Genomic DNA, 18,911 nt, shown 5'->3' with positions numbered 1-18,911 from the left:
AGTGGTGCCCGGATGCGTCGCCAACCGCTCGTACTCGCGGTCGCCCAGCCGCCGTGCACGCCCTACGACCTCGCGGCGAACGCGGCGGCCCACGCGGCGGCGGTCCGCTCCGCCGGGGCCCGGGTGGTGGTCTTCCCCGAACTCTCCCTGACCGGATACCAGTTGGACGCCCCGGCGATCACGGCTGACGACCCGCGACTGACGGCCCTGGTCGAGGCGTGCGCCGAGACGGGGTCGCTGGCGCTGGCGGGCGCCCCGGTGCGGGGCGAGGCGGGGCGGTCGCACATCGCGATGCTGGCCGTGGACGGCGGCGGGGCCACCGTGGCGTACCGCAAGCTCTGGCTGGGCACGGCGGAGGCCGAGCGGTTCACCCCGGGCGAGGCCCCGGCCGTGCTCGACGTCGACGGGTGGCGGCTCGGCCTGGCCATCTGCCGGGACACCGGCATCCCCCAGCACGCGGCCGACACCGCCGCCCTGGGCATCGACGTCTACGCCGCCGGAGTCCTGGAATCCGCCGAGGACGCCCACGTCCCGGCCGAACGCGCCCGCCGCATCGCCGCCGACCACCGGGTCCGGGTCGCGGTCGCCAGCTTCGCCGGCCCCACCGGCGAGGGCTACACCCACACCGCCGGCCACTCCGGCATCTGGACCCCCACCGCCACCCCCCTCACCCGGACCGGCCCCCACCCAGGCACCCTCACCCACGCCACCCTCACCTGACCCCGGGCGCCCCGTACGCCAGGAGCGCCCCCAGGATCAGCCGGTGCGCCGTTGACGCCACTCCACCACCGCGTGCACAGTCGTGCAAGCTCAGCAACTCGACACCGGAGGCAGCCATGGCACTACGGTTCATCGGGATCGACCCCGACACGGGGCAGCAGGGTTCGCCCACCATCTGGGTGGATGAGGAGAAGGCGGAGCTGGTGGTCCAGGGCTGGAAGGCGGACTCAGAGCTTGAGATCCGATGTGCCGAGACGGTCGTTCTCGGGCATGCCCCCGGGATTCCCGAGCACGAAGCCGTAATCCGGATTCCGGCCCGTATGGTTTCGATGCTGAGGGAGGCATGCGATGTCGCAGAACAGCTTTGACGAGTTGCTGGGGAAGGCGCAGCGCTCAGCCGTCCACCTGGAGATGCGCGACTGCTACGCGGTCGGTGATGAGGCGGACGACTTCGAGCGTTGGAAGCGCACCGGGCGACGGGACACCGACCCGCGATCGTCGTACTGGGCGCCCTGGGTCGATTTGATCAGCCGTACCACCGCTCGCGGTGTCGTGGTCCGGCGCGCCCGGGTCATCTCCGAGCCGGTGACCGACTACATCAGATACGAGCATGCAGGCACGTCGGTCAACCTCGGCGCGGGAGAGCAGGTCCGCTGGCTACCGAGACGGCAGGCTTCCGACATCGCCCTGCCGGGGAACGACTGCTGGGTGTTCGACGGCGAGTCCGTGCTGTTCAACCACTTCAGTGGCGACGGCGATTGGTCAGAACCCGGCTGGGAGGTTCGCACCGAACCCGCAGTGGTGAATCTGGCCTCCACCGCATTCGAAACGGTGTGGGAGCGGGGAGTGCCCCACGAGAAGTACGCGGTCTGATACCAGCGGATCACCGAAGAGCCGGCCCATGCCCTCATCCCCCTCGTCCAGCGCTCAAGCCGCCCGGCAGGTCATCGCCGCCCGGCTGCGAGAGCTGCGCATCGACGCGGAGCTGACCGGGCACGCACTGGCTCTTCGGTGCGGTTGGAGTCCGGCGAAGTCCTCCCGGATCGAGCACGCCAGGACACCGCCCTCCGACGCCGATATCCGCGCCTGGTGCGCCGCCTGCGGAGCCGTGGAGCAGGCCCGGGACCTCATCGCGGCCAACCACCAGGCCGACCAGATGTACGTGCACTGGAAGAAGCTGCACCGGCACGGAATGCGCCGGGCACAAGAAGAAGTGGTCCCGCTGTACGAGAGCACCCGGCTCTTCCGTGTGTACTGCTCAAATGTCGTTCCGGGCATGGTGCAGACGGAGGCGTACGCCTCCACCCTCCTCTCGACCATCGCGGCCTTCCAGGGGACTCCCGACGACTCGGATGTGGCCGCCGCCTCTCGCCTTGAGCGCTCGCACGTCGTGCATGAAGGCAATCACCACTTTGCGCTGCTGCTTGAGGAGACGGTGCTGCGGTACCGCATCGGGACGACCGAGACAATGGCCGGCCAACTCGGTTACCTGCTGACGGTGATGGCTCTGCCCAATGTCAGCCTCGGCATCATTCCCTTCACCGCGCAGCGGCGTGTGTGGCCGCTGGAAGCCTTCTATCTCTTCGACGACCGGCGAGTGAGTGTGGAACTGCTGACGGCTGCGGTGAACGTCTCCGCGCCCAGCGAGATCGCCGTGTACGCCCAGGCGTTCTCCGAGCTGGCCGGGCTGGCCGTCCACGGCTCCAAGGCGCGGGCCCTGATCACCGACGCCCTTCACTCTCTCGGGTAGTTCCGGTGCAAGCCCGTGCAAGAACGTGGAGCACCCGCTTGCCGCTCGCCTACGGTCCTTGCCACGCCCGTCGACCGCCCGGCCAGATCGGCAGCCGACCGGGTTCACCGAGGATCACGGAGGATGGCATGAGTACTGCTCCCGTTGTCCCCTTTGGCGTCCGGCATCTGGTCTCGCCGGAGCAAAGGGCCACCGAACCGCCCGTCATCACCTACAGCGACGTTCTCCAGCTGAATGTGTCGGCTGAGGGAAACCCATGGCATGCGATCACGGCGGAGATGCCGGAGACGCAAACGGAGACCAGTAACGGGGACGGCAGCGGCCCCGGCTCCGACAGCGGAACCGACCTGTACTGACGTGCGACCGATCCTTGTCCTCACCGGTCGGGACGACCTGACGGCCGACGCTGTGGTCGAGGAGTTGACGGGGCGTGGTGAGAAGGTCGTGCGCTACGACACGGCCGACTTTCCCACCAGGTCCCGGCTGGCCGTCTCCCTCACGGCGGACGGCTGGACGGGGACTCTGGCCAACTCACGAACGCTTCGCCTCGAAACCGTGAAGTCGGTCTGGTGGCGTCGCCCCAACGAGTTCGCCACGCCCGAAAGCTGGCCGGGCCATGCTCGGGCGCTTGCCGTGTCCGAAGCGCGTTCCGGCCTGCTCGGCGTCCTCGGTTCACTCCCCATCCACTGGATCAACCATCCGGCACACGACGCGGCGGCGAACTACAAGCCCCGGCAACTGGCCGTGGCGGCTCGGGCCGGCCTGGACGTACCGAGGACCATCATCACGTCCGACCCCGAGCAAGCGCGGCGGTTCATGGGTTCCGACCGGGTGGTCTACAAGGGACTGGGAGGTGGCGTTCTCGGGCCCGGCCGCAGCCGGCAGTTCCTTCCGGTCGCCCTTGTCAGCGCGGACCAAGTGGACGAGGGCGTGTCCGGGACGGCTCACCTCTTCCAGGAGAACGTACCGAAGGCGTTCGAGGTACGCCTCACCGTCATCGGAAGGCGCATGTTCCCCGTGGCCATCCATGCCGGAAGCGATGCGGCAAGGCTCGACTGGCGAACCGACTACCGGTCCTTGGCCTATGAGCCGGTGCCTCTCCCGGAACAGGTCAGGACTGGCGTCCGGACTCTCATGGATGAACTCGGCCTGTTCTTCGGTGCGCTGGACTTCGCGGTGACTCCCGATGGGCGTTGGAAGTTCTTCGAGGTGAATCCCAACGGCCAATGGCACTGGATCGCCGTCAAAGCCGGCATTCCCTTGGTGACTGCCATGGCGGACGCACTGCAAGGAGCTGCCGAATGAAGTGGACCGACGCGGCGAAGCGGCTCGCCGACACGGTGACCGCCAACGCGCCCGAGTGGCACGAGGCGGTGCGCAACACCCCGCGCCATCACCTGGTGCCCCGCTGGTGGCAGCGAATCCCGGACAGCCCCGCAGAGGCATGGGGCCTGGTCAGCCACGCCCCGCTCTCCACGGAGCTACTCACAACGGTCTACCGGGACGAGACCCTGGTGACCCGCGTCGGTCCGCACCACGCCGACCTCGCCGGACCGAAGGACGAGGCGACCGGCGTCCCCACGTCGTCCTCCACCCTGCCGGGCCTGGTAACCCGGATGCTGCACCACTTGTCCGCCGAGCCCGGTGACCGTGTGCTGGATGTGGGGACCGGCTCGGGGTACTCCGCCGCCCTGCTGGGGCACCGCATCGGGGACGACCGGGTGACGAGCGTGGACGTCGACCCGTACCTCGTTGCGGCGGCCCGCACCCGCCTTGCCGCATTCGGCCGGACACCGCGCATCGCGGCCGTCGACGCCACGGGGGTGCTCCCCGATGTGGAATACGACCGAATCCTCGCGACCGTCTCGTTCCGTCCCGTTCCGAGATCCTGGGTCGGGGCGCTGAACGTCGGCGGCCGAATCGTGACCACCATCGCCCACACATCACTGATGGTGTCGGCGGACCTGCACAGCGACGGAATCGCACGGGGAGTCGTCCTGCCGGACGCCGCGACGTTCATGGAGGCCCGCCGGGAGTCCGACTACCCGCCGAGGCTGCACCACGTCTTCGCATCGGCCCGAGGAGGCGGCGGAGAGGACGTACGGGCTTGCCGGGGCCCCGTCCCGGACCTGTGGCAGGACTGGCAGCTCCGATATCTGTACGAGCTGGACACGCCCGGAGTGGAGACGCGCGCTGCCCTTTCTCCGCAGGGACAGCGCATCCTCTGGCTGCTGGCCGCCGACGGCTCCTGGGCACGAGCGGAGGACAGCCCGTCACCCACCGTGCACCAGAGCGGAGCCCGTCGCCTCTGGGACGACCTGGAACGGGTCCGACTCAAATGGGAGGAGCTGGGCGGGTTCCCACTGCACGCGATGGCCGTGCGACTCGGCCCGGAGGGAGGAACGCTGACCTCTCCCGACGGCGCATGGGAGTTCGCCATCTGATCCACGGCGAGTGGACCAGCCTTTTCCGGGCGCGCCAAGCCGGGGGAGTTCGACACAGCCGTACAGGGAGTCATCATGCAGCAGTGCCCGCAGTGCGGCGGTGGCGCGGAGTCCGATCCGGAGCATCCCGGAGTGATGCGCTGCATGGCCTGCTGGGACGCGTGAGCGCGCCCGGGGAACGGCGCTGTCCCGGTTACCGGCCGATGCTCACGGCCGCGTTGCGGGTGCTCGGCTCGTACCGGGGGGCTGCGACGCTGACCGGCGGACGGACGCCCCTGCCGTCACGTGGCAGGGGCGTCCGTCCTCAGAACGGTCAGGGCAGGTTGCGGGACATGACGATGCGCTGGACCTGGTTGGTGCCCTCGTAGATCTGGGTGATCTTGGCGTCGCGCATCATGCGCTCCAGCGGGTAGTCACGGGTGTAGCCGTAGCCGCCGAGGAGTTGGACCGCGTCGGTGGTGATCTCCATGGCGGCGTCGGAGGCGAAGCACTTGGCGGCGGCGCCGAAGAAGGTGAGGTCGGCGTCGACGCGCTGGGAGCGGGCGGCGGCGGCGTAGGTGAGCTGGCGGGCCGCCTCCAGCTTCATGGCCATGTCGGCCAGCATGAACTGGACGCCCTGGAACTCCGCGATGGCCTTGCCGAACTGCTTGCGCTCCCTGACATAGCCCTTGGCGTAGTCCAGGGCCCCCTGGGCGATGCCGAGGGCCTGGGCGGCGATGGTGATCCGGGTGTGGTCCAGGGTCTTCATGGCGGTGGCGAAGCCGGTGCCCTCCGCGCCGATCATGCGGTCGGCGGGGATGCGGACGTTGTCCAGGTAGACCTCGCGGGTCGGGGAGCCCTTGATGCCGAGCTTCTTCTCCGGGGCGCCGAAGGTGACGCCCGCGTCGCCCTTCTCCACCACGAAGGCGGAGATGCCCTTGGAGCGCTTCTCGGGGTCGGTGACGGCCAGCACCGTGTAGTACTCGGAGACGCCGGCGTTGGTGATCCAGCGCTTCACGCCGTTGAGCACCCAGGAGTCGCCGTCGCGCACCGCGCGGGTCTTCATGCCCGCCGCGTCCGAACCGGCCTCGGGCTCGGAGAGGCAGTACGAGAACATGCCCTCGCCCCGGGCGAGCGCGCCCAGGTACTTGGCCTTGAGCTCCTCGGAGCCGGACAGCTGCACCGGCAGCGAGCCCAGCTTGTTGACCGCCGGGATCAGCGAGGAGGAGGCGCAGACCCGGGCGATCTCCTCGATGACGATCACGGTGGCCAGCGCGTCCGCGCCCGCGCCGCCGTACACCTCCGGGACGTGCACCGCGTGCAGGTCGTTGGCGAGGAGCGCGTCCAGCGCCTCCTGCGGGAACCGGCTCTCCTCGTCCACCGCGGCCGCGTACGGGGCGATCTTCGCCTCGGAGAGCGACCGTACGGCGTCGCGGAGCATCTCGTGCTCCTCGGAGATGCGGAAAAGGTCGAAGTCTTCGCTGCCCGCCACGGGTCCCCTCCGGTTAACTACCGTTAAGTACGCTGTGATTCTACGGCCGCCCCCGCGCTTTGCAGCAGTGACGTGCGCGACAGACTTCACGGCCGGATAGCATCGCCGGGTCGCAGTCAGGGACGGCGGAGGGAAGCAGAACCGTGGCACTCAGGATCACAGTGATCGGCACCGGATACCTGGGCGCCACCCACGCGGCCTGCATGGCCGAGCTCGGCTTCGAGGTGCTGGGGCTGGACATCGACCCGGACAAGGTGGCCATGCTGGCGGCCGGTCGGGTGCCGATGTACGAGCCGGGGCTGGCGAAGCTGCTGGTCAAGCACGTCTCGGGGCACGAGGGGTCCACCGGCCGACTGCGGTTCACCACCTCCTGGGAGGAGGTCGCGGAGTTCGGTGACGTCCACTTCGTCTGTGTGAACACCCCGCAGAAGGGCGGCGAGTTCGCCGCCGACATGAGCCATGTCGACGCCGCGATCGACGCGCTTGCCCCGCACCTGACCCGGCCGACCCTGGTGGTCGGCAAGTCCACGGTGCCGGTGGGCAGCGCCGGGCGGCTGGCCGAGCGGCTGGCAGCGCTGGCCCCGGCCGGCGACCGGGTCGAGCTGGCGTGGAACCCGGAGTTCCTGCGCGAGGGGTTCGCCGTCGGCGACACCCTGCACCCGGACCGGCTGGTCGTGGGGGCGCGCAGCGAGCGGGCCGAGGCGCTGCTGCGCGAGGTGTACGCGACGCTGATCGGGCAGGGCGTGCCGTTCGTGGTGACCGACTTCGCCACGGCGGAGCTGGTGAAGGCCGCCGCCAACTCGTTCCTGGCCACGAAGATCTCCTTCATCAACGCGATGGCCGAGGTGTGCGAGAGCGCCGGCGCGGACGTGGTGCAGCTGAGCAAGGCGCTCTCGTACGACGAGCGGATCGGCGGCAAGTTCCTCAACGCCGGGCTGGGCTTCGGCGGCGGCTGCCTGCCCAAGGACATCCGGGCGTTCATGGCGCGGGCCGGGGAGCTGGGCGCCGACCAGGCGCTCGCCTTCCTGCGCGAGGTGGACTCGATCAACATGCGCCGCCGCTCCCGGATGGTGGAGCTGGCCCGCGAGCAGTGCGGCGGCGGCTTCCTGGGGCGGCGGGTGGCGGTGCTGGGCGCGGCCTTCAAGCCGAACTCGGACGACATCCGCGACTCCCCGGCGCTGAACGTGGCCGGTCAGATCCAGCTCCAGGGCGCCCAGGTCACGGTGTACGACCCCAAGGCGATGGACAACGCCCGCAAGATGTTCCCGGCGCTGGCCTACGCCGACTCGGCGCTGGAGGCGGCGCAGGGGGCGCATGTGGTGCTGCACCTGACGGAGTGGCAGGAGTTCCGGGAGATGGACCCGGCGGCGCTGGGCTCGGTGGTGGCCGAGCAGCGCATCCTGGACGGCCGCAATGTGCTGGACCCGGTGGCGTGGCGGGCGGCGGGCTGGACGTACCGGGCGCTGGGCCGCCCGAGCTGAGGAATCACTCCCCCGCGTCGGCCGTTGCACAGGCCATGGCGAACTTCGGCGACGACGCGACCGTACGCGAGATCCTGACCGGCACCGGCGACGTCTGGGCGGTGGTCGGGCTGTCCGACAACCCGGCTCGGGCGGCCTACGGGGTGGCCCGGGTGCTCCAGCAGTACGGGAAGAAAATCGTACCGGTGCACCCCAAGGCCGAGACCGTGCACGGCGAGCCCGGCTACCGCACGCTGGCCGACATCCCCTTCCCCATCGACGTGGTGGATGTCTTCGTCAACTCCGACCTGGCGGGCGAGGTCGCGGACCAGGCCGTCGCGGCGGGCGCCCGCGCGGTCTGGTTCCAGCTGGGCGTGGTGGACGAGGCCGCCTACGCCCGCGTTCGCGCGGCCGGCCCGCTGATGGTGATGGACCGCTGCCCCGCCATCGAGATCCCCCGCCTGGGCTGAGCCGCCTCCCGCTCACCTATTCGAGTGATCGCCTGCCGACTCCGCCCGGGAAACCGCCCGGGGCGGGATGATCGGCTCCTGACCGATCCGCCCGCGCCCTGCTTGGTGGTCGTAGTCGCAGGAGGCAGTGATGGCCATGAACACCACCGGCCGGATCGAGGAACACGCCGGTCCATGGACCGTCGACGACGTTCTCACCCTCGGCAAGCATCCGGCCGGCGGCCGTTACGAGGTCGTAGCCGCAGGACCGCATCCTCAAGCCCGCGCTGTACGCCCAGGCGGGCGTGCCCGCGTACTGGCGGCTGGAGCTGGAGCCGGAGCCGCACGTGGTGGTGCATGAACTGTCCGGCAACGCCTACCGGGAGGCCGGTGTCCTCAAGGGACGGCAGGCCGTCGAGGTCGGCGGGGCCTTCGCCATGGAGCTGGATCTGAGCGCGTTGCTCGCCGACTTCGAGGACGAGGACGAGAACGAGGACGACGCGGACAGCTGAGGCGGCCGGGGGGTGAGGGATCGCATGGTTCGGATGGGGGTATCAAATGCGAACTGGTGATGCGTATTTGCTAGGGTCATGGCGTGCGGTTGACGAAGTTCACCGACCTGGCGCTGCGTACCGTGATGCGGCTGGCGGTTTCCGAGGAGGGCGAGGCCCTGACCACCCGGGAGGTGGCGGAGGCCATCGCCGCGCCGTACACGCACACCGCCAAGGCCGTGGCGCGGTTGCAGCATCTCGGGGTGCTGGAGGCGCGGCGGGGGCGGGGTGGCGGGCTGGTGCTGACCGGCTTCGGGCTGCGCGCCTCGGTCGGCTGGCTGGTGCGCGCACTGGAGGGTGACGAGGAGGTCGTCGCCTGCGAGGGCGACACCCCCTGCCCGCTGCGGGCCGCCTGCCGGCTGCGGGGGGCGCTGCGCACCGCCCAGCAGGCGTTCTACGCCGCACTCGACGAGTTCACCGTACGGGACCTGGTCGCCTCTCCGACCGGTCCGGTGCTCGTCGGCCTCTCCCTGCGGACCCCGGACCGGAGACCCGGCTGATCCACCACACCGTGCCGCCGCCCGGCGGCGGGCGGTCCGGCCTGTCCGAAATCGGCAGTAAAACTCGAAGATCACTTACCAATTCCACTCAGGAGGAGCCGTGCTCTCCAGCGAGTCCACCCCGGTCGTCCGTGCCACCCTGCCCGCCGTCGGCGCCGCCATCGACGAGATCGCCGCGCTGTTCTACCGCAAGCTGTTCGCCGCCCACCCCGAACTGCTGCGCGACCTCTTCAACCGCGGCAACCAGGCCAACGGCGAGCAGCGCAAGGCCCTGGCGGGCTCGATCGCCGCCTTCGCCGGGATGCTGCTGGAGCACCCCGAGACCCGGCCGGACGCGATGCTGGGCCGGATCGCCAACAAGCACGCCTCGCTGGGCATCACCTCCGACCAGTACAAGGTCGTCCACACCCACCTCTTCGCGGCGATAGCCGAGGTGCTGGGCGACGCCGTGACCCCCGAGGTGGCCGCCGCCTGGGACGAGGTCTACTGGCTGATGGCCAATGCGCTGATCGCCATCGAAACCGACCTCTACCAGCGGGCCGGGGTGGCCGAGGGCGACGTCTGGCAGCAGCTGGAGATCACCGAGCGGCGCCAGGAGACCCCGGACACCGCCTCCTTCACGCTGCGCCGCACGGACGGCCGGCCCGCCGGGGACTTCCGCCCCGGCCAGTACGTCAGCGTCCGGCTGGAGCTGCCGGACGGCGCCCGGCAGCTCCGCCAGTACAGCCTGTCCGCCGCCCCCGGCCGCGCCGACTGGCGGATCACCGTGAAGCGGGTGCGGGGCGCCGCCGCGCCCGACGGCGAGGTCTCCTGCCGACTGCACGAGCACGCCCGGCCCGGCGACCGGCTGGACGTCTCCGTGCCCTTCGGCGACCTGGTGCTGCCGGAGGGCGACGGGCCGCTGCTGCTGGCCTCCGCCGGGATCGGCTCCACCCCGATGCTGTCGATGCTGGGCCACCTGGCGGCCACCGGCGCCACCCGCCGGGTGGCCGTGCTGCACGGCGACCGCTCCCCCGCCGACCACGCCCACCTGGCCGAGCTGCGGCAGCTGGTCGCGGCGCTGCCCGGCGGCACACTGCACCGCTGGTACGAGGAGCCGGGCGACGCCGCGCCGGACGCCGCGACCGGCCTGGTGGACGTGGCCGGGCTGGAGCTGCCCGACGGGGTGACGGCCTACCTGTGCGGCCCGCTGCCGTTCATGCGCGCGGTGCGCGGCGGCCTGCTGCGGCGCGGGGTGCCGGCCGCCGCCGTGCACTACGAGGTGTTCGGCCCGGACCTCTGGCTGGGCCGGGAGTAGCAGCGGGCGGGGGCGGCCGGACCGGAACCCGGCCGCCCCCGCGACGGCTCAGCCGTCGAGTTGGTCGATGGTGGCGATGGACGGCCCGCGCACCGCCTGCGCCGCCCGCGCCGCCTCCTCGGCCGCGCGCAGCACCCGGACCGCGTTGTGCCAGGTCAGCTTGGAGAGGTCCGCCTCGGACCAGCCGCGCCGCAGCAGCTCGGCGAGCAGGTTGGGGTAGCCGGAGACGTCCTCCAGGCCGACCGGGGTGAAGGCGGTGCCGTCGTAGTCGCCGCCCAGGCCGATGTGGTCGATCCCGGCGATCTCCCGCATCCGGTCCAGGTGGTCCGCGACGGTGGCCGCCGTGGCGACCGGCCGCGGGTCCACCGCCTCGAACGCCCGCTGCACCGCCATCGCCTCCGGGCGGGTGTCCAGCGGGTGGAAGCCGTGCGCGACCAGGTTGGCGTCGGCCCGCCCGGTCCACTCGATGGCCTCGGGCAGCACGAACTTCGGTACGAAGGTCACCATGGCGACGCCGCCGTTGCCGGGCAGCTGCGCCAGCACGTCGTCCGGGATGTTGCGCGGGTGGTCGCAGACGCTCCGGGCGGAGGAGTGCGAGAAGATCACCGGCGCCTCGCTGACCCGAAGCGCGGCCCGCATGGTGTCGGCGGAGACATGGGAGAGGTCGACCAGCATGCCCAGCCGGTTCATCTCCCGGACGACCTCCTCGCCGAAGCGGGTGAGGCCGCCGGCGGCCGGGGTGTCGGTGGCGGAGTCGGCCCACGGCACATTGTCGTTGTGGGTGAGCGTCATGTAGCGCACGCCCAGCGCGTACAGGGCACGCAGGGTGGCCAGCGAGCAGTCGATGCTGTGGCCGCCCTCGGCGCCCATCAGCGAGGCGATCCGGCCCTCCGTGCGGGCCGTCTCCATCTCGTCGGCGGTGCGGGCGAGCCGCAGCGCGTCGGGGTGGCGGCCGACGAGCTGCCGGACGATGTCGATCTGCTCCAGGGTGGCGCTGACCGCGTGGTCCCCGGCCAGGTCGCTGCGTACGTACACCGACCAGAACTGCGCGCCCACCCCGCCGGCCCGCAGCCGGGCCAGGTCGGTGTGCAGGCGGTGGCTCTGGTCGGCGGCGATGTCGCAGGCGTCGAGGTCGTAGCGGACCTGCTCGCGCAGCGCCCAGGGCAGGTCGTTGTGCCCGTCGACCACCGGGGCCTCGGCCAGTACGGCGCGGGCCCTGGCCAGCAGCTCGGGCGCGGGTGCCTGGTACTCCACGGCGGTCAGCCGGAGAAGCCGAAGGCGGTGGAGCCGGCCACCTTGGCCCGCAGCTTCTTGCCCTTGTCGGTGGCCTGGCTGTTCAGCTCGGCCTGGAAGTCGATCATCCGCTCGGTCAGCTCGGTGTCGAAGGCGGCGAGCATCCGTACGGCCAGCAGCCCGGCGTTGCGGGCGCCGGCCACCGAGACGGTGGCCACCGGCACCCCGGCCGGCATCTGCACGATGGAGAGCAGGCTGTCCATGCCGTCGAGGTACTTCAGCGGCACCGGCACCCCGATCACCGGCAGCGGGGAGACCGAGGCCAGCATGCCGGGCAGGTGGGCGGCGCCGCCCGCTCCGGCGATGATCGCCTTGAGGCCGCGCCGGTGGGCGTTCTCGCCGTACGCGATCATCTCGCGCGCCATCCGGTGCGCGGAGACCACATCGACCTCGTAGGGGACCTCGAACTCGTCCAGCGCCTTGGCGGCGGCCTCCATCACCGGCCAGTCGGAGTCCGATCCCATGACGATGCCGACGACAGCCTGCTCACTGCTCACTCTTGGCCCCTCTTCGTTCCGTGCCGGCCACTCATTCGGTGATGGCCCCTCTGAGGTAGGCGGCGGCATGGCGGGCCCGCTCGCGCACATCCTCCAGGTCGTCACCGAAGACGGTGACGTGGCCCACCTTACGACCGGGCTTCACATCCTTGCCGTACATGTGGATGCGCAGGCCCGGATCGCGGGCCATGCAGTGCAGGAAGGCGTGGTACATGTCCGGGTAGTCGCCGCCCAGCACATTCACCATCACCGTCCACCTGGCCCGGGAGCGGGGGTCGCCGAGCGGCAGGTCCAGGACGGCCCGCAGATGGTTCTCGAACTGCGAGGTGACGGCGCCGTCGATGGTCCAGTGGCCGGAGTTGTGCGGGCGCATGGCCAGCTCGTTGACCAGGATGCGGCCGTCGCGGGTCTGGAACAGCTCCACCGCCAGGTGGCCGGTGATGTCCAGCTCGCCCGCGATCCGCAGCGCCAGCGCCTGCGCCTCGGCGGCCGACGCGTCCGGCAGGTCGGGGGCGGGGGCGGTCACCTCGTGGCAGACGCCGCCCTGCTGGACGCTCTCCACCACCGGGTACGCGACCGCCTGGCCGCTGGGCGAGCGGACCACGTTCGCCGCCAGCTCCCGGACGAAGTCGACCTTCTCCTCGGCCAGCACCGGCACTCCGGCGCGGAACGGCGCCTCGGCCTCCTCCACGGAGTCGACCACCCAGACGCCCTTGCCGTCGTAGCCGCCGCGCACGGTCTTGAGCACGACCGGGAAGCCCGCGCCCTCGGCGGCGAACACGGCGACATCGGCCGGGTCGGCCACGATCCGGTGCCGGGGGCAGGGCACGCCCAGCGCGTCCAGGGTGGCCCGCATCACGCCCTTGTCCTGGGCGTTCACCAGCGCGTCCGGACCGGGGCGGACCGCGATGCCGTCCGCCTGGAGGGCGCGCAGATGCTCGGTGGGGACATGCTCGTGGTCGAAGGTCACCACGTCGCAGCCCCGGGCGAAGGCCCGCAGCGTCTCCAGGTCGCGGTAGTCCCCGAGCACGACATCGCCCGCCACCAGGGCCGCCGAGTCCTGCGGGGTGTCCGCGAGGAGCTTGAACCTGAGCCCGAGCGGGATACCCGCTTGGTGGGCCATTCTGGCGAGCTGGCCGCCACCGATCATGCCGACTACCGGAAAAGTCACCTCACCAGGATATCCACGCCGGTCGGCGGGCTTGTAACACCGTCCGGGGGCTTGCGGAGTGTGCCACGCGGACTACTCGCCCGGATACCATGGATCGATTTCCTGACCGACTGGAGACGGTTCCGGTATGACGACTGCAACTCCCGCGCGCCGCAGCCTGCGCGCTCGTGCGCAAGGCATCGTCCACGAGGTGATGAAGTTCGGCACGATCGGCGTGCTCGGGGTCGTCGTGAACTTCGCGGTGTTCAACCTCTGCATCCACGTCTTCCACTGGGCGCCGGTCCGGTCGGGCATCCTGGCGACGCTGGTCGCGATCGGCAACAACTACGTCGGCTACCGGTTCTGGGTCTACCGGGACCGCGATGCGGCGGCCCGGTCGCGGGAGATCACGCTCTTCCTGATCTTCAGCGGGATCGGCATGGTGATCGAGAACGGCACGCTGTGGATCTCCCACTACACGCTGGGCTTCGAATCCGCACTGTCCGACAACCTGGCCAAGAACGTGGTGGGGCTGGGGCTGGGGACGCTGTTCCGCTTCGTGTCGTTCCGCACCTGGGTGTTCAAGGCGCTGCCGGCCGTGCCGGAGCAGCGGGTGGAGCCGGAGCAGCAGGGGGAGCCGGAGCAGCAGGGGGACGGGGAGTCCGGGCTGATGGTGGCGGTGCCGGAGTCGGCGGCGACGCCGGAGGGGTGACGGGGTCCGCCGGGGCTCCTGGGGTGCGGCCGGGGTCGGGTCGGCGGTCGTCGAGCCGGGTCAGTGGTCGTCGAACTGGCGGCCGAGGAAGAGGGCGAAGACCGGGGGGCGCAGGGAGAGCAGTTCCAGGCGGCCGCCGTCCGCCTCCGCGAGGTCGCGGGCCACGGCCAGGCCGATGCCGGTGGAGTTGCGCCCGCTGACCGCTCGTTCGAAGACCCGGGCGCCGAGGGTGGGCGGCACGCCGGAGCCCTCGTCCGCCACCTCGACCACGACCGAGGTGCCGGTGACCCGGGTGCTGAGCACCACCGTGCCGTCGCCGTGCATCAGCGAGTTCTCGATCAGGGTGGCCAGCACCTGGGCGACCGCGCCGGGGGTGCCCACCGCCTCCAGATGGTGCACTCCCTCCACCTCCAGCCGCCGCCCGGCGCTGCTGAGGGCCGGGCGCCACTCCTCGGCCTGCTGCTTGATCACCTCGTCCAGGTCGAAGGTGACGGCGGAGGCGCTGCGCGGGTCGCGCTGGTTGGTGAGCAGCCGCTGGACCACGTCGGTGAGCCGCTCCACCTGCCCCAGCGCGATGGTGGCCTCCTCCTTGACGATCTTCGGGTCCTCGGTGGCGATGATCTCCTCCAGCCGCATGGAGAGCGCGGTGAGCGGGGTGCGCAGCTGGTGGGAGGCGTCGGCGGCGAGGCGGCGCTCGGCGGTGAGCATCCGGGCGATCCGCTCGGCGCTGGCGTCCAGCACCTCCGCGACCCGGTCGAGTTCGGGGGCGCCGTAGCGGCGGTCGCGGGGGCGGGGGTCGCCGGAGCCCAGCCGCTCGGCGGTCTCCACCAGGTCGTTGAGCGGGCGGGCGAGGCGGTTGGCCTGCCAGACGGCGAGGGCGACGGCGGCCTGTACGGCGAGCAACGCGACCACGCCGAGCATCAGCAGCATGTCGCCGATCTGGTGCTGGACGTCCTGCCGGGAGCGCTCGACCTCCACCACCTCGCCCTGGCCGCCGGTCTGGGTGGCCCGGACCGGATCGCCGCCGGTGGGCGCGGTACCGATCAGGATCGGTTCGCGGCCGGGGATCAGCACCCTCGCGTACAGGCCGGTGGTGACCTGTCCGGCCAGCTCGGCACTGCCGACGGGTTCGCCGGCGGCGATGCGGTTCTCGACGATGCCGAGGACGCGCACCGCCTCCGCGGCGGCCTGGTCCTGGGCGGCGCTCTCGATGGTCCGCTTCTCGAACAGGGCGAGCGGGACGCAGAACACCACGACCATGACCAGGACGACGCCGAGCAGGGAGTTGATCATCCGGCGCTTCACGCTGCCGGTCAGCCCTTCTCGAAGCGGAAGCCCACGCCGCGCACGGTGGTGATGTAGCGGGGGTTGCCCGCGTCGTCACCGAGCTTCTTGCGCAGCCAGGAGATGTGCATGTCCAGCGTCTTGGTGGACGTCCACCAGGTGGTGTCCCACACCTGCCGCATGATCTGCTCACGGGTGACCACCCGGCCCGCGTCCCGGACCAGGACCCGCAGCAGCTCGAACTCCTTGGCGGAGAGCTGGAGTTCGTCCTCGCCCAGCCAGGCGCGGTGCGACTCCACGTCGATCTTCACGCCGTGGGCGCCGGTGGTCAGCTCCACGGTGCCCCGGCGCAGCAGGGCGCGCACCCGGGCGAGCAGTTCGGCGAGCCGGAAAGGCTTCGTGACGTAGTCGTCGGCGCCGGCGTCCAGGCCGACGACGGTGTCCACCTCGTCGGCGCGGGCGGTGAGGACCAGCACCGGGAAGCCCTTGCCGTCCGCGCGCAGTCGGCGGCAGACCTCCAGGCCGTCCATCTCGGGCAGTCCCAGGTCGAGCACGAGGAGGTCGATGTCCTCATCGAGCCCGGTCTCCAGGGCGGCGGGGCCGTCCTCACGCACCAGCACCTCGTAGCCCTCACGGCGGAGCGCGCGGGCAAGCGGCTCCGAGATGGCGATGTCGTCCTCGGCGAGCAGAACTCGGGTCATGGGCCGATCGTAGTCCGCGCTCAGGGCCGCGATCGGAAGAGTGGGCAGGCGGATGGACGGGCCGGGGCGGCGCGCGGCGGCAGACGGCGCTCAGGGGTGGTACGGGACGGTACGCGACCGCCCGGCGGGGGGGCGGTCGGACGGGCAGCCGGAGCCGGGCGGTCGGGCTCAGCCGCGCGCCCAGGGGGCGTCCAGCTCCACCCAGACCGACTTGCCGCTCGCGGCGACGCCGTCCACCCCGGCCATCGGACGTGCCGCGACCCCCCACCGCCGGCTGAGCCGGCCCACGATGTGCAGGCCGTGGCCGCCGGGCTTGCCGCGCTCGTGCGGGTTGCGCGGCTCCGGGTGGGTCGGGCTGGCGTCGGCCACCTCGATCCGCAGCGCGTCGTCCGTACAGTGCAGCAGCAGCTCCTGCGGGCCCCCCGCGTGCAGGCAGGCGTTGGTGACCAGCTCCGAGACCACCAGCAGGACGTCCTCCGCCACCGCGAGCGCGTCCTCGTCCTCGGCGGGCAGCCACTCCCAGTCGGTCAGCGCGCCACGGGTGAAGTCACGGCTGCGGGCCACCACGCCCTTGGTACCGCTGAGGGCGAGCCGACGCACCTGGCCGCCGGGCGGCAGGGTGACCCGGGCGCTGCGGTCGGCACCGCTGCCGGGCCCGACGGCGTCTTCAGGGGTGCGAGGATCCTCCGGCACCCGAGGCCGGATGGTACTCATGCCACCCCTCCGTTCCCATGCGTCACACACTGTGGCGGCGAGTACCCGGCCGCGACCGCCGGTACCGTCCCCCACGCCCACCCGACCCGCCCCGGCCGGGTGCTGCTGGCACTCCTGCCCGCACTTCGCCGACGGATGCGCATCGGCTATTCCGCCAGCGCCTCGTCGAGGGAGGCGTGCACCCTGAAGACGATCTCGGCCCCGGTGATCTCGAAGACCCGGGCGACGGCCGGGCGCATGGCCGCCAGATGGACGGCCCCGCCCGCCTCCTCGGCCCGCATCCGGGCGGCGAGCAGCACATTGAGGCCGGTGGAGTCGCAGAACAGCAGCTCCGAGCAGTCGACCACGATCCGGGCCACCCCGTCGTCCAGGCAGCGCTCCAGCGGCTCGCGGAGCAGCTCGGCGGTGTCGTGGTCCAGCTCCCCGGACGGCGCAACGACGACACCGCTGCCGACCCGGCGCACAGCCACGGCCAGTCGGCCGTCCTCACTGCCGACCGCCGTGTCCGGAGTCAGGTGCACGTCTTCTCCCCCCAGGCTTTCCGAGCCGGGCATGCCGGCCGATCCACGGTCCATCAGTGACCTCCCGGCGCCAATCATCCCTCATCACGGAGCGGTGAACTCGACTTGCATCCTTCCAGAGAGTCGGGGTAGGGAGGAACAAGAGGTGTCCGTACACGGAGGTGGCATGGCAGCCAACCATGCACATCACCCCCCGAGGGAGGAGCAACACCCATGGCAGCCCAGCTCGACGCAACGCGGCACGTCGACGCGTCGTCGGAGACGGCACGCACCACGGTCCTGGAGCAGCTGGAGGCGACCGCAGAGGTTCTGGAAGCACCGGGCCGCCGCCCGGCTTCGCTGGACGACCTGCCGGAGATCCCGCCCGCGGACAAGGTCGGCCCGCTGGATGCCCGCGCACTCTCCAAGGTCCTCTTCCGCAGGCTGGAACGGCTGGAGGAGGGCACGCATGAACACGCGTACGTGCGGAACACGCTCATCGAGCTGAACCTGGCGCTGGTGAAGTTCGCCGCGTCGCGGTTCCGCTCCCGCAGCGAGCCGATGGAGGACATCGTCCAGGTCGGCACGATCGGCCTGATCAAGGCGATCGACCGGTTCGAGATGGACCGGGGGGTGGAGTTCCCCACCTTCGCGATGCCGACCATCATCGGTGAGATCAAGCGGTTCTTCCGTGACACCAGCTGGGCGGTGCGGGTACCGCGCCGACTCCAGGAACTGCGGCTGGACCTGGCCAAGGCCACCGATGAGCTGGCCCAGCAGCTGGACCGGGCGCCGACCGTCGCGGAGCTGGCCCGCAAGCTGGAGATCGCGGAGGACGAGGTCATCGAGGGCATGGCGGTGAGCAACGCGTACACCGCGAGCTCGCTGGACGCCCAGCCCGAGGAGGACGAGACCGAGGGCGCGCTGGCCGACCGGATCGGCTACGAGGACCACGGCATGGAGGGCATCGAGTACCGGGAGTCGCTGCGGCCGCTGATCGCGGAGCTGCCGGAGCGGGACCGCCGGATTCTGTCGCTGCGGTTCGTGGGGAACATGACGCAGTCGGAGATCGGGGCTGAGCTGGGGATCTCCCAGATGCACGTCTCCCGGCTGCTGTCGCGGACGCTGATCCGGCTGCGGGCGGGGCTGCTCGTGGAGGAGTGACCTGACCGGTCGGGCGTGGCATGCCCGGGGCGCGGGGAAGGTGGGCCGGTTGTGGCCTTCGTTCCCTGCGCCCTTGGTGTGTTTGGGGGGCTTCGCTGGGGCGTGGTGGGGGTTTGGGGTGCTTGGGTGGGTGGGGGCTTTGGGTGGGGGCGGTTTGGCGCGGGGTGGCGGGGGGCTGGGCGCGCAGTTCCTCGCGCCCCTGCGGGGGCGGGGGCTTTGGGTGGGGGCGGTTTGGCGCGGGGTGGTGGGGGGCT

Annotated in this window: 22 protein-coding genes; 14 read left to right on the top strand and 8 right to left on the bottom strand. The window is 71.3% G+C overall.

What is annotated here, in order from left to right:
• The first annotated feature begins 12 nt into the window (after positions 1–12).
• From ACIQGZ_RS14755 to ACIQGZ_RS14725, 7 genes are all read left to right on the top strand, one after another.
• Entirely contained in the window at positions 13–720 is a 708-nt protein-coding gene (locus ACIQGZ_RS14755) for a carbon-nitrogen hydrolase family protein (RefSeq protein WP_402601890.1), read from the top strand.
• A 116-nt stretch (positions 721–836) separates the two neighbouring features.
• On the top strand, positions 837–1,088 hold the full coding sequence (locus ACIQGZ_RS14750) for a hypothetical protein (protein ID WP_402601889.1): 252 nt from the start codon (positions 837–839) through the stop codon (positions 1,086–1,088).
• Complete coding sequence (locus tag ACIQGZ_RS14745) at positions 1,069–1,593, top strand: DUF6879 family protein (RefSeq protein ID WP_402601888.1); 525 nt, start codon at positions 1,069–1,071, stop codon at positions 1,591–1,593. Before ACIQGZ_RS14750 ends, ACIQGZ_RS14745 begins: the two co-directional genes overlap by 20 nt.
• Positions 1,594–1,621: 28 nt before the next feature.
• Positions 1,622–2,470 carry a helix-turn-helix domain-containing protein gene (locus ACIQGZ_RS14740; protein WP_402601887.1) on the top strand — a complete coding sequence of 283 codons (849 nt, stop codon included), beginning with the start codon at positions 1,622–1,624 and terminating at the stop codon, positions 2,468–2,470.
• A 128-nt stretch (positions 2,471–2,598) separates the two neighbouring features.
• Positions 2,599–2,826, top strand: a complete 228-nt coding sequence (gene tgmA, locus ACIQGZ_RS14735; RefSeq protein ID WP_402601886.1) for a putative ATP-grasp-modified RiPP — start codon at positions 2,599–2,601, stop codon at positions 2,824–2,826.
• Position 2,827: 1 nt separating this feature from the next.
• Complete coding sequence (tgmB, locus tag ACIQGZ_RS14730) at positions 2,828–3,775, top strand: ATP-grasp ribosomal peptide maturase (protein ID WP_402601885.1); 948 nt, start codon at positions 2,828–2,830, stop codon at positions 3,773–3,775.
• On the top strand, positions 3,772–4,914 hold the full coding sequence (locus ACIQGZ_RS14725) for a methyltransferase domain-containing protein (protein WP_402601883.1): 1,143 nt from the start codon (positions 3,772–3,774) through the stop codon (positions 4,912–4,914). The genes tgmB and ACIQGZ_RS14725 overlap by 4 nt, the downstream gene beginning before the upstream one ends.
• Positions 4,915–5,227: 313 nt before the next feature.
• Here ACIQGZ_RS14725 and ACIQGZ_RS14720 read toward each other — a convergent pair whose 3' ends face one another.
• Positions 5,228–6,385, bottom strand: coding sequence for an acyl-CoA dehydrogenase family protein (locus tag ACIQGZ_RS14720; protein ID WP_402601881.1), 1,158 nt, complete (start codon positions 6,383–6,385; stop codon positions 5,228–5,230).
• 143 nt (positions 6,386–6,528) lie between these two features.
• On the opposite strand from ACIQGZ_RS14720, the gene ACIQGZ_RS14715 reads away from it, so the two are divergent.
• The 5 genes from ACIQGZ_RS14715 (at position 6,529) to ACIQGZ_RS14695 (ending at position 10,642) form a co-directional block, all read left to right on the top strand.
• Positions 6,529–7,866 carry a UDP-glucose dehydrogenase family protein gene (locus ACIQGZ_RS14715; protein ID WP_402601880.1) on the top strand — a complete coding sequence of 446 codons (1,338 nt, stop codon included), beginning with the start codon at positions 6,529–6,531 and terminating at the stop codon, positions 7,864–7,866.
• Between the two features lie 35 nt (positions 7,867–7,901).
• Positions 7,902–8,315 (top strand): CoA-binding protein, encoded by a 414-nt coding sequence (locus tag ACIQGZ_RS14710; RefSeq protein WP_402601878.1) that lies wholly within the window; start codon positions 7,902–7,904, stop codon positions 8,313–8,315.
• A gap of 284 nt (positions 8,316–8,599) precedes the next feature.
• Positions 8,600–8,806, top strand: a complete 207-nt coding sequence (locus tag ACIQGZ_RS14705; RefSeq protein WP_402601877.1) for a hypothetical protein — start codon at positions 8,600–8,602, stop codon at positions 8,804–8,806.
• Between the two features lie 83 nt (positions 8,807–8,889).
• Complete coding sequence (locus tag ACIQGZ_RS14700) at positions 8,890–9,345, top strand: RrF2 family transcriptional regulator (protein ID WP_402601875.1); 456 nt, start codon at positions 8,890–8,892, stop codon at positions 9,343–9,345.
• 100 nt (positions 9,346–9,445) lie between these two features.
• Complete coding sequence (locus ACIQGZ_RS14695; RefSeq protein ID WP_402601873.1) at positions 9,446–10,642, top strand: globin domain-containing protein; 1,197 nt, start codon at positions 9,446–9,448, stop codon at positions 10,640–10,642.
• Between the two features lie 48 nt (positions 10,643–10,690).
• On the opposite strand, the gene ACIQGZ_RS14690 is transcribed toward ACIQGZ_RS14695, so the two are convergent.
• From ACIQGZ_RS14690 to ACIQGZ_RS14680, 3 genes are all read right to left on the bottom strand, one after another.
• On the bottom strand, positions 10,691–11,896 hold the full coding sequence (locus ACIQGZ_RS14690; protein WP_402601872.1) for a dipeptidase: 1,206 nt from the start codon (positions 11,894–11,896) through the stop codon (positions 10,691–10,693).
• Between the two features lie 5 nt (positions 11,897–11,901).
• Entirely contained in the window at positions 11,902–12,399 is a 498-nt protein-coding gene (gene purE / locus ACIQGZ_RS14685; RefSeq protein ID WP_402601999.1) for a 5-(carboxyamino)imidazole ribonucleotide mutase, read from the bottom strand.
• 64 nt (positions 12,400–12,463) lie between these two features.
• Entirely contained in the window at positions 12,464–13,603 is a 1,140-nt protein-coding gene (locus ACIQGZ_RS14680) for a 5-(carboxyamino)imidazole ribonucleotide synthase (RefSeq protein ID WP_402601870.1), read from the bottom strand.
• A 127-nt stretch (positions 13,604–13,730) separates the two neighbouring features.
• Here ACIQGZ_RS14680 and ACIQGZ_RS14675 point away from each other — a divergent pair, with 127 nt between their 5' ends.
• Positions 13,731–14,294, top strand: a complete 564-nt coding sequence (locus tag ACIQGZ_RS14675) for a GtrA family protein (protein ID WP_402601868.1) — start codon at positions 13,731–13,733, stop codon at positions 14,292–14,294.
• 60 nt (positions 14,295–14,354) lie between these two features.
• On the opposite strand, the gene ACIQGZ_RS14670 is transcribed toward ACIQGZ_RS14675, so the two are convergent.
• The 4 genes from ACIQGZ_RS14670 to ACIQGZ_RS14655 all read right to left on the bottom strand — a co-directional run bounded on the left by ACIQGZ_RS14670 (position 14,355) and on the right by ACIQGZ_RS14655 (position 17,568).
• Positions 14,355–15,599, bottom strand: coding sequence for an ATP-binding protein (locus tag ACIQGZ_RS14670; RefSeq protein ID WP_402601866.1), 1,245 nt, complete (start codon positions 15,597–15,599; stop codon positions 14,355–14,357).
• An 8-nt stretch (positions 15,600–15,607) separates the two neighbouring features.
• Entirely contained in the window at positions 15,608–16,279 is a 672-nt protein-coding gene (locus ACIQGZ_RS14665) for a response regulator transcription factor (protein ID WP_402601864.1), read from the bottom strand.
• A 168-nt stretch (positions 16,280–16,447) separates the two neighbouring features.
• Positions 16,448–16,993: an ATP-binding protein gene (locus tag ACIQGZ_RS14660; protein WP_402601862.1), complete on the bottom strand. Its 546-nt coding sequence runs from the start codon at positions 16,991–16,993 to the stop codon at positions 16,448–16,450.
• Between the two features lie 146 nt (positions 16,994–17,139).
• Positions 17,140–17,568, bottom strand: coding sequence for an STAS domain-containing protein (locus ACIQGZ_RS14655; protein WP_402601861.1), 429 nt, complete (start codon positions 17,566–17,568; stop codon positions 17,140–17,142).
• 159 nt (positions 17,569–17,727) lie between these two features.
• On the opposite strand from ACIQGZ_RS14655, the gene ACIQGZ_RS14650 reads away from it, so the two are divergent.
• The gene (locus ACIQGZ_RS14650) at positions 17,728–18,657 is read left to right on the top strand and encodes an RNA polymerase sigma factor SigF (protein WP_402601860.1); all 930 of its coding nucleotides are present in this window, start codon (positions 17,728–17,730) and stop codon (positions 18,655–18,657) included.
• Positions 18,658–18,911: the final 254 nt, after the last annotated feature.

The organism is Streptomyces sp. NPDC092296 (assembly GCF_044755465.1).
In the GTDB taxonomy this organism is placed as follows: Bacteria; Actinomycetota; Actinomycetes; order Streptomycetales; family Streptomycetaceae; genus Peterkaempfera.
The sequence above is the reverse complement of the archived record's forward strand: the minus strand, read 5'-3'. Positions and strand labels throughout refer to the sequence as shown.

What these genes read in the sequence shown, in the direction of transcription:
- ACIQGZ_RS14755 (WP_402601890.1), top strand. Translation starts at nt 13, where the DNA reads ATGCGTCGCCAACCGCTCGTACTCGCGGTCGCCCAGCCGCCGTGCACG.
- ACIQGZ_RS14750 (WP_402601889.1), top strand. Translation starts at nt 837, where the DNA reads ATGGCACTACGGTTCATCGGGATCGACCCCGACACGGGGCAGCAGGGT.
- ACIQGZ_RS14745 (WP_402601888.1), top strand. Translation starts at nt 1,069, where the DNA reads ATGTCGCAGAACAGCTTTGACGAGTTGCTGGGGAAGGCGCAGCGCTCA.
- ACIQGZ_RS14740 (WP_402601887.1), top strand. Translation starts at nt 1,622, where the DNA reads ATGCCCTCATCCCCCTCGTCCAGCGCTCAAGCCGCCCGGCAGGTCATC.
- tgmA (WP_402601886.1), top strand. Translation starts at nt 2,599, where the DNA reads ATGAGTACTGCTCCCGTTGTCCCCTTTGGCGTCCGGCATCTGGTCTCG.
- ACIQGZ_RS14725 (WP_402601883.1), top strand. Translation starts at nt 3,772, where the DNA reads ATGAAGTGGACCGACGCGGCGAAGCGGCTCGCCGACACGGTGACCGCC.
- ACIQGZ_RS14710 (WP_402601878.1), top strand. Translation starts at nt 7,902, where the DNA reads ATGGCGAACTTCGGCGACGACGCGACCGTACGCGAGATCCTGACCGGC.
- purE (WP_402601999.1), bottom strand. Translation starts at nt 12,399, where the DNA reads ATGGGATCGGACTCCGACTGGCCGGTGATGGAGGCCGCCGCCAAGGCG.
- ACIQGZ_RS14675 (WP_402601868.1), top strand. Translation starts at nt 13,731, where the DNA reads ATGACGACTGCAACTCCCGCGCGCCGCAGCCTGCGCGCTCGTGCGCAA.
- ACIQGZ_RS14665 (WP_402601864.1), bottom strand. Translation starts at nt 16,279, where the DNA reads ATGACCCGAGTTCTGCTCGCCGAGGACGACATCGCCATCTCGGAGCCG.
- ACIQGZ_RS14660 (WP_402601862.1), bottom strand. Translation starts at nt 16,993, where the DNA reads ATGAGTACCATCCGGCCTCGGGTGCCGGAGGATCCTCGCACCCCTGAA.
- ACIQGZ_RS14655 (WP_402601861.1), bottom strand. Translation starts at nt 17,568, where the DNA reads ATGGACCGTGGATCGGCCGGCATGCCCGGCTCGGAAAGCCTGGGGGGA.
- ACIQGZ_RS14650 (WP_402601860.1), top strand. Translation starts at nt 17,728, where the DNA reads ATGGCAGCCCAGCTCGACGCAACGCGGCACGTCGACGCGTCGTCGGAG.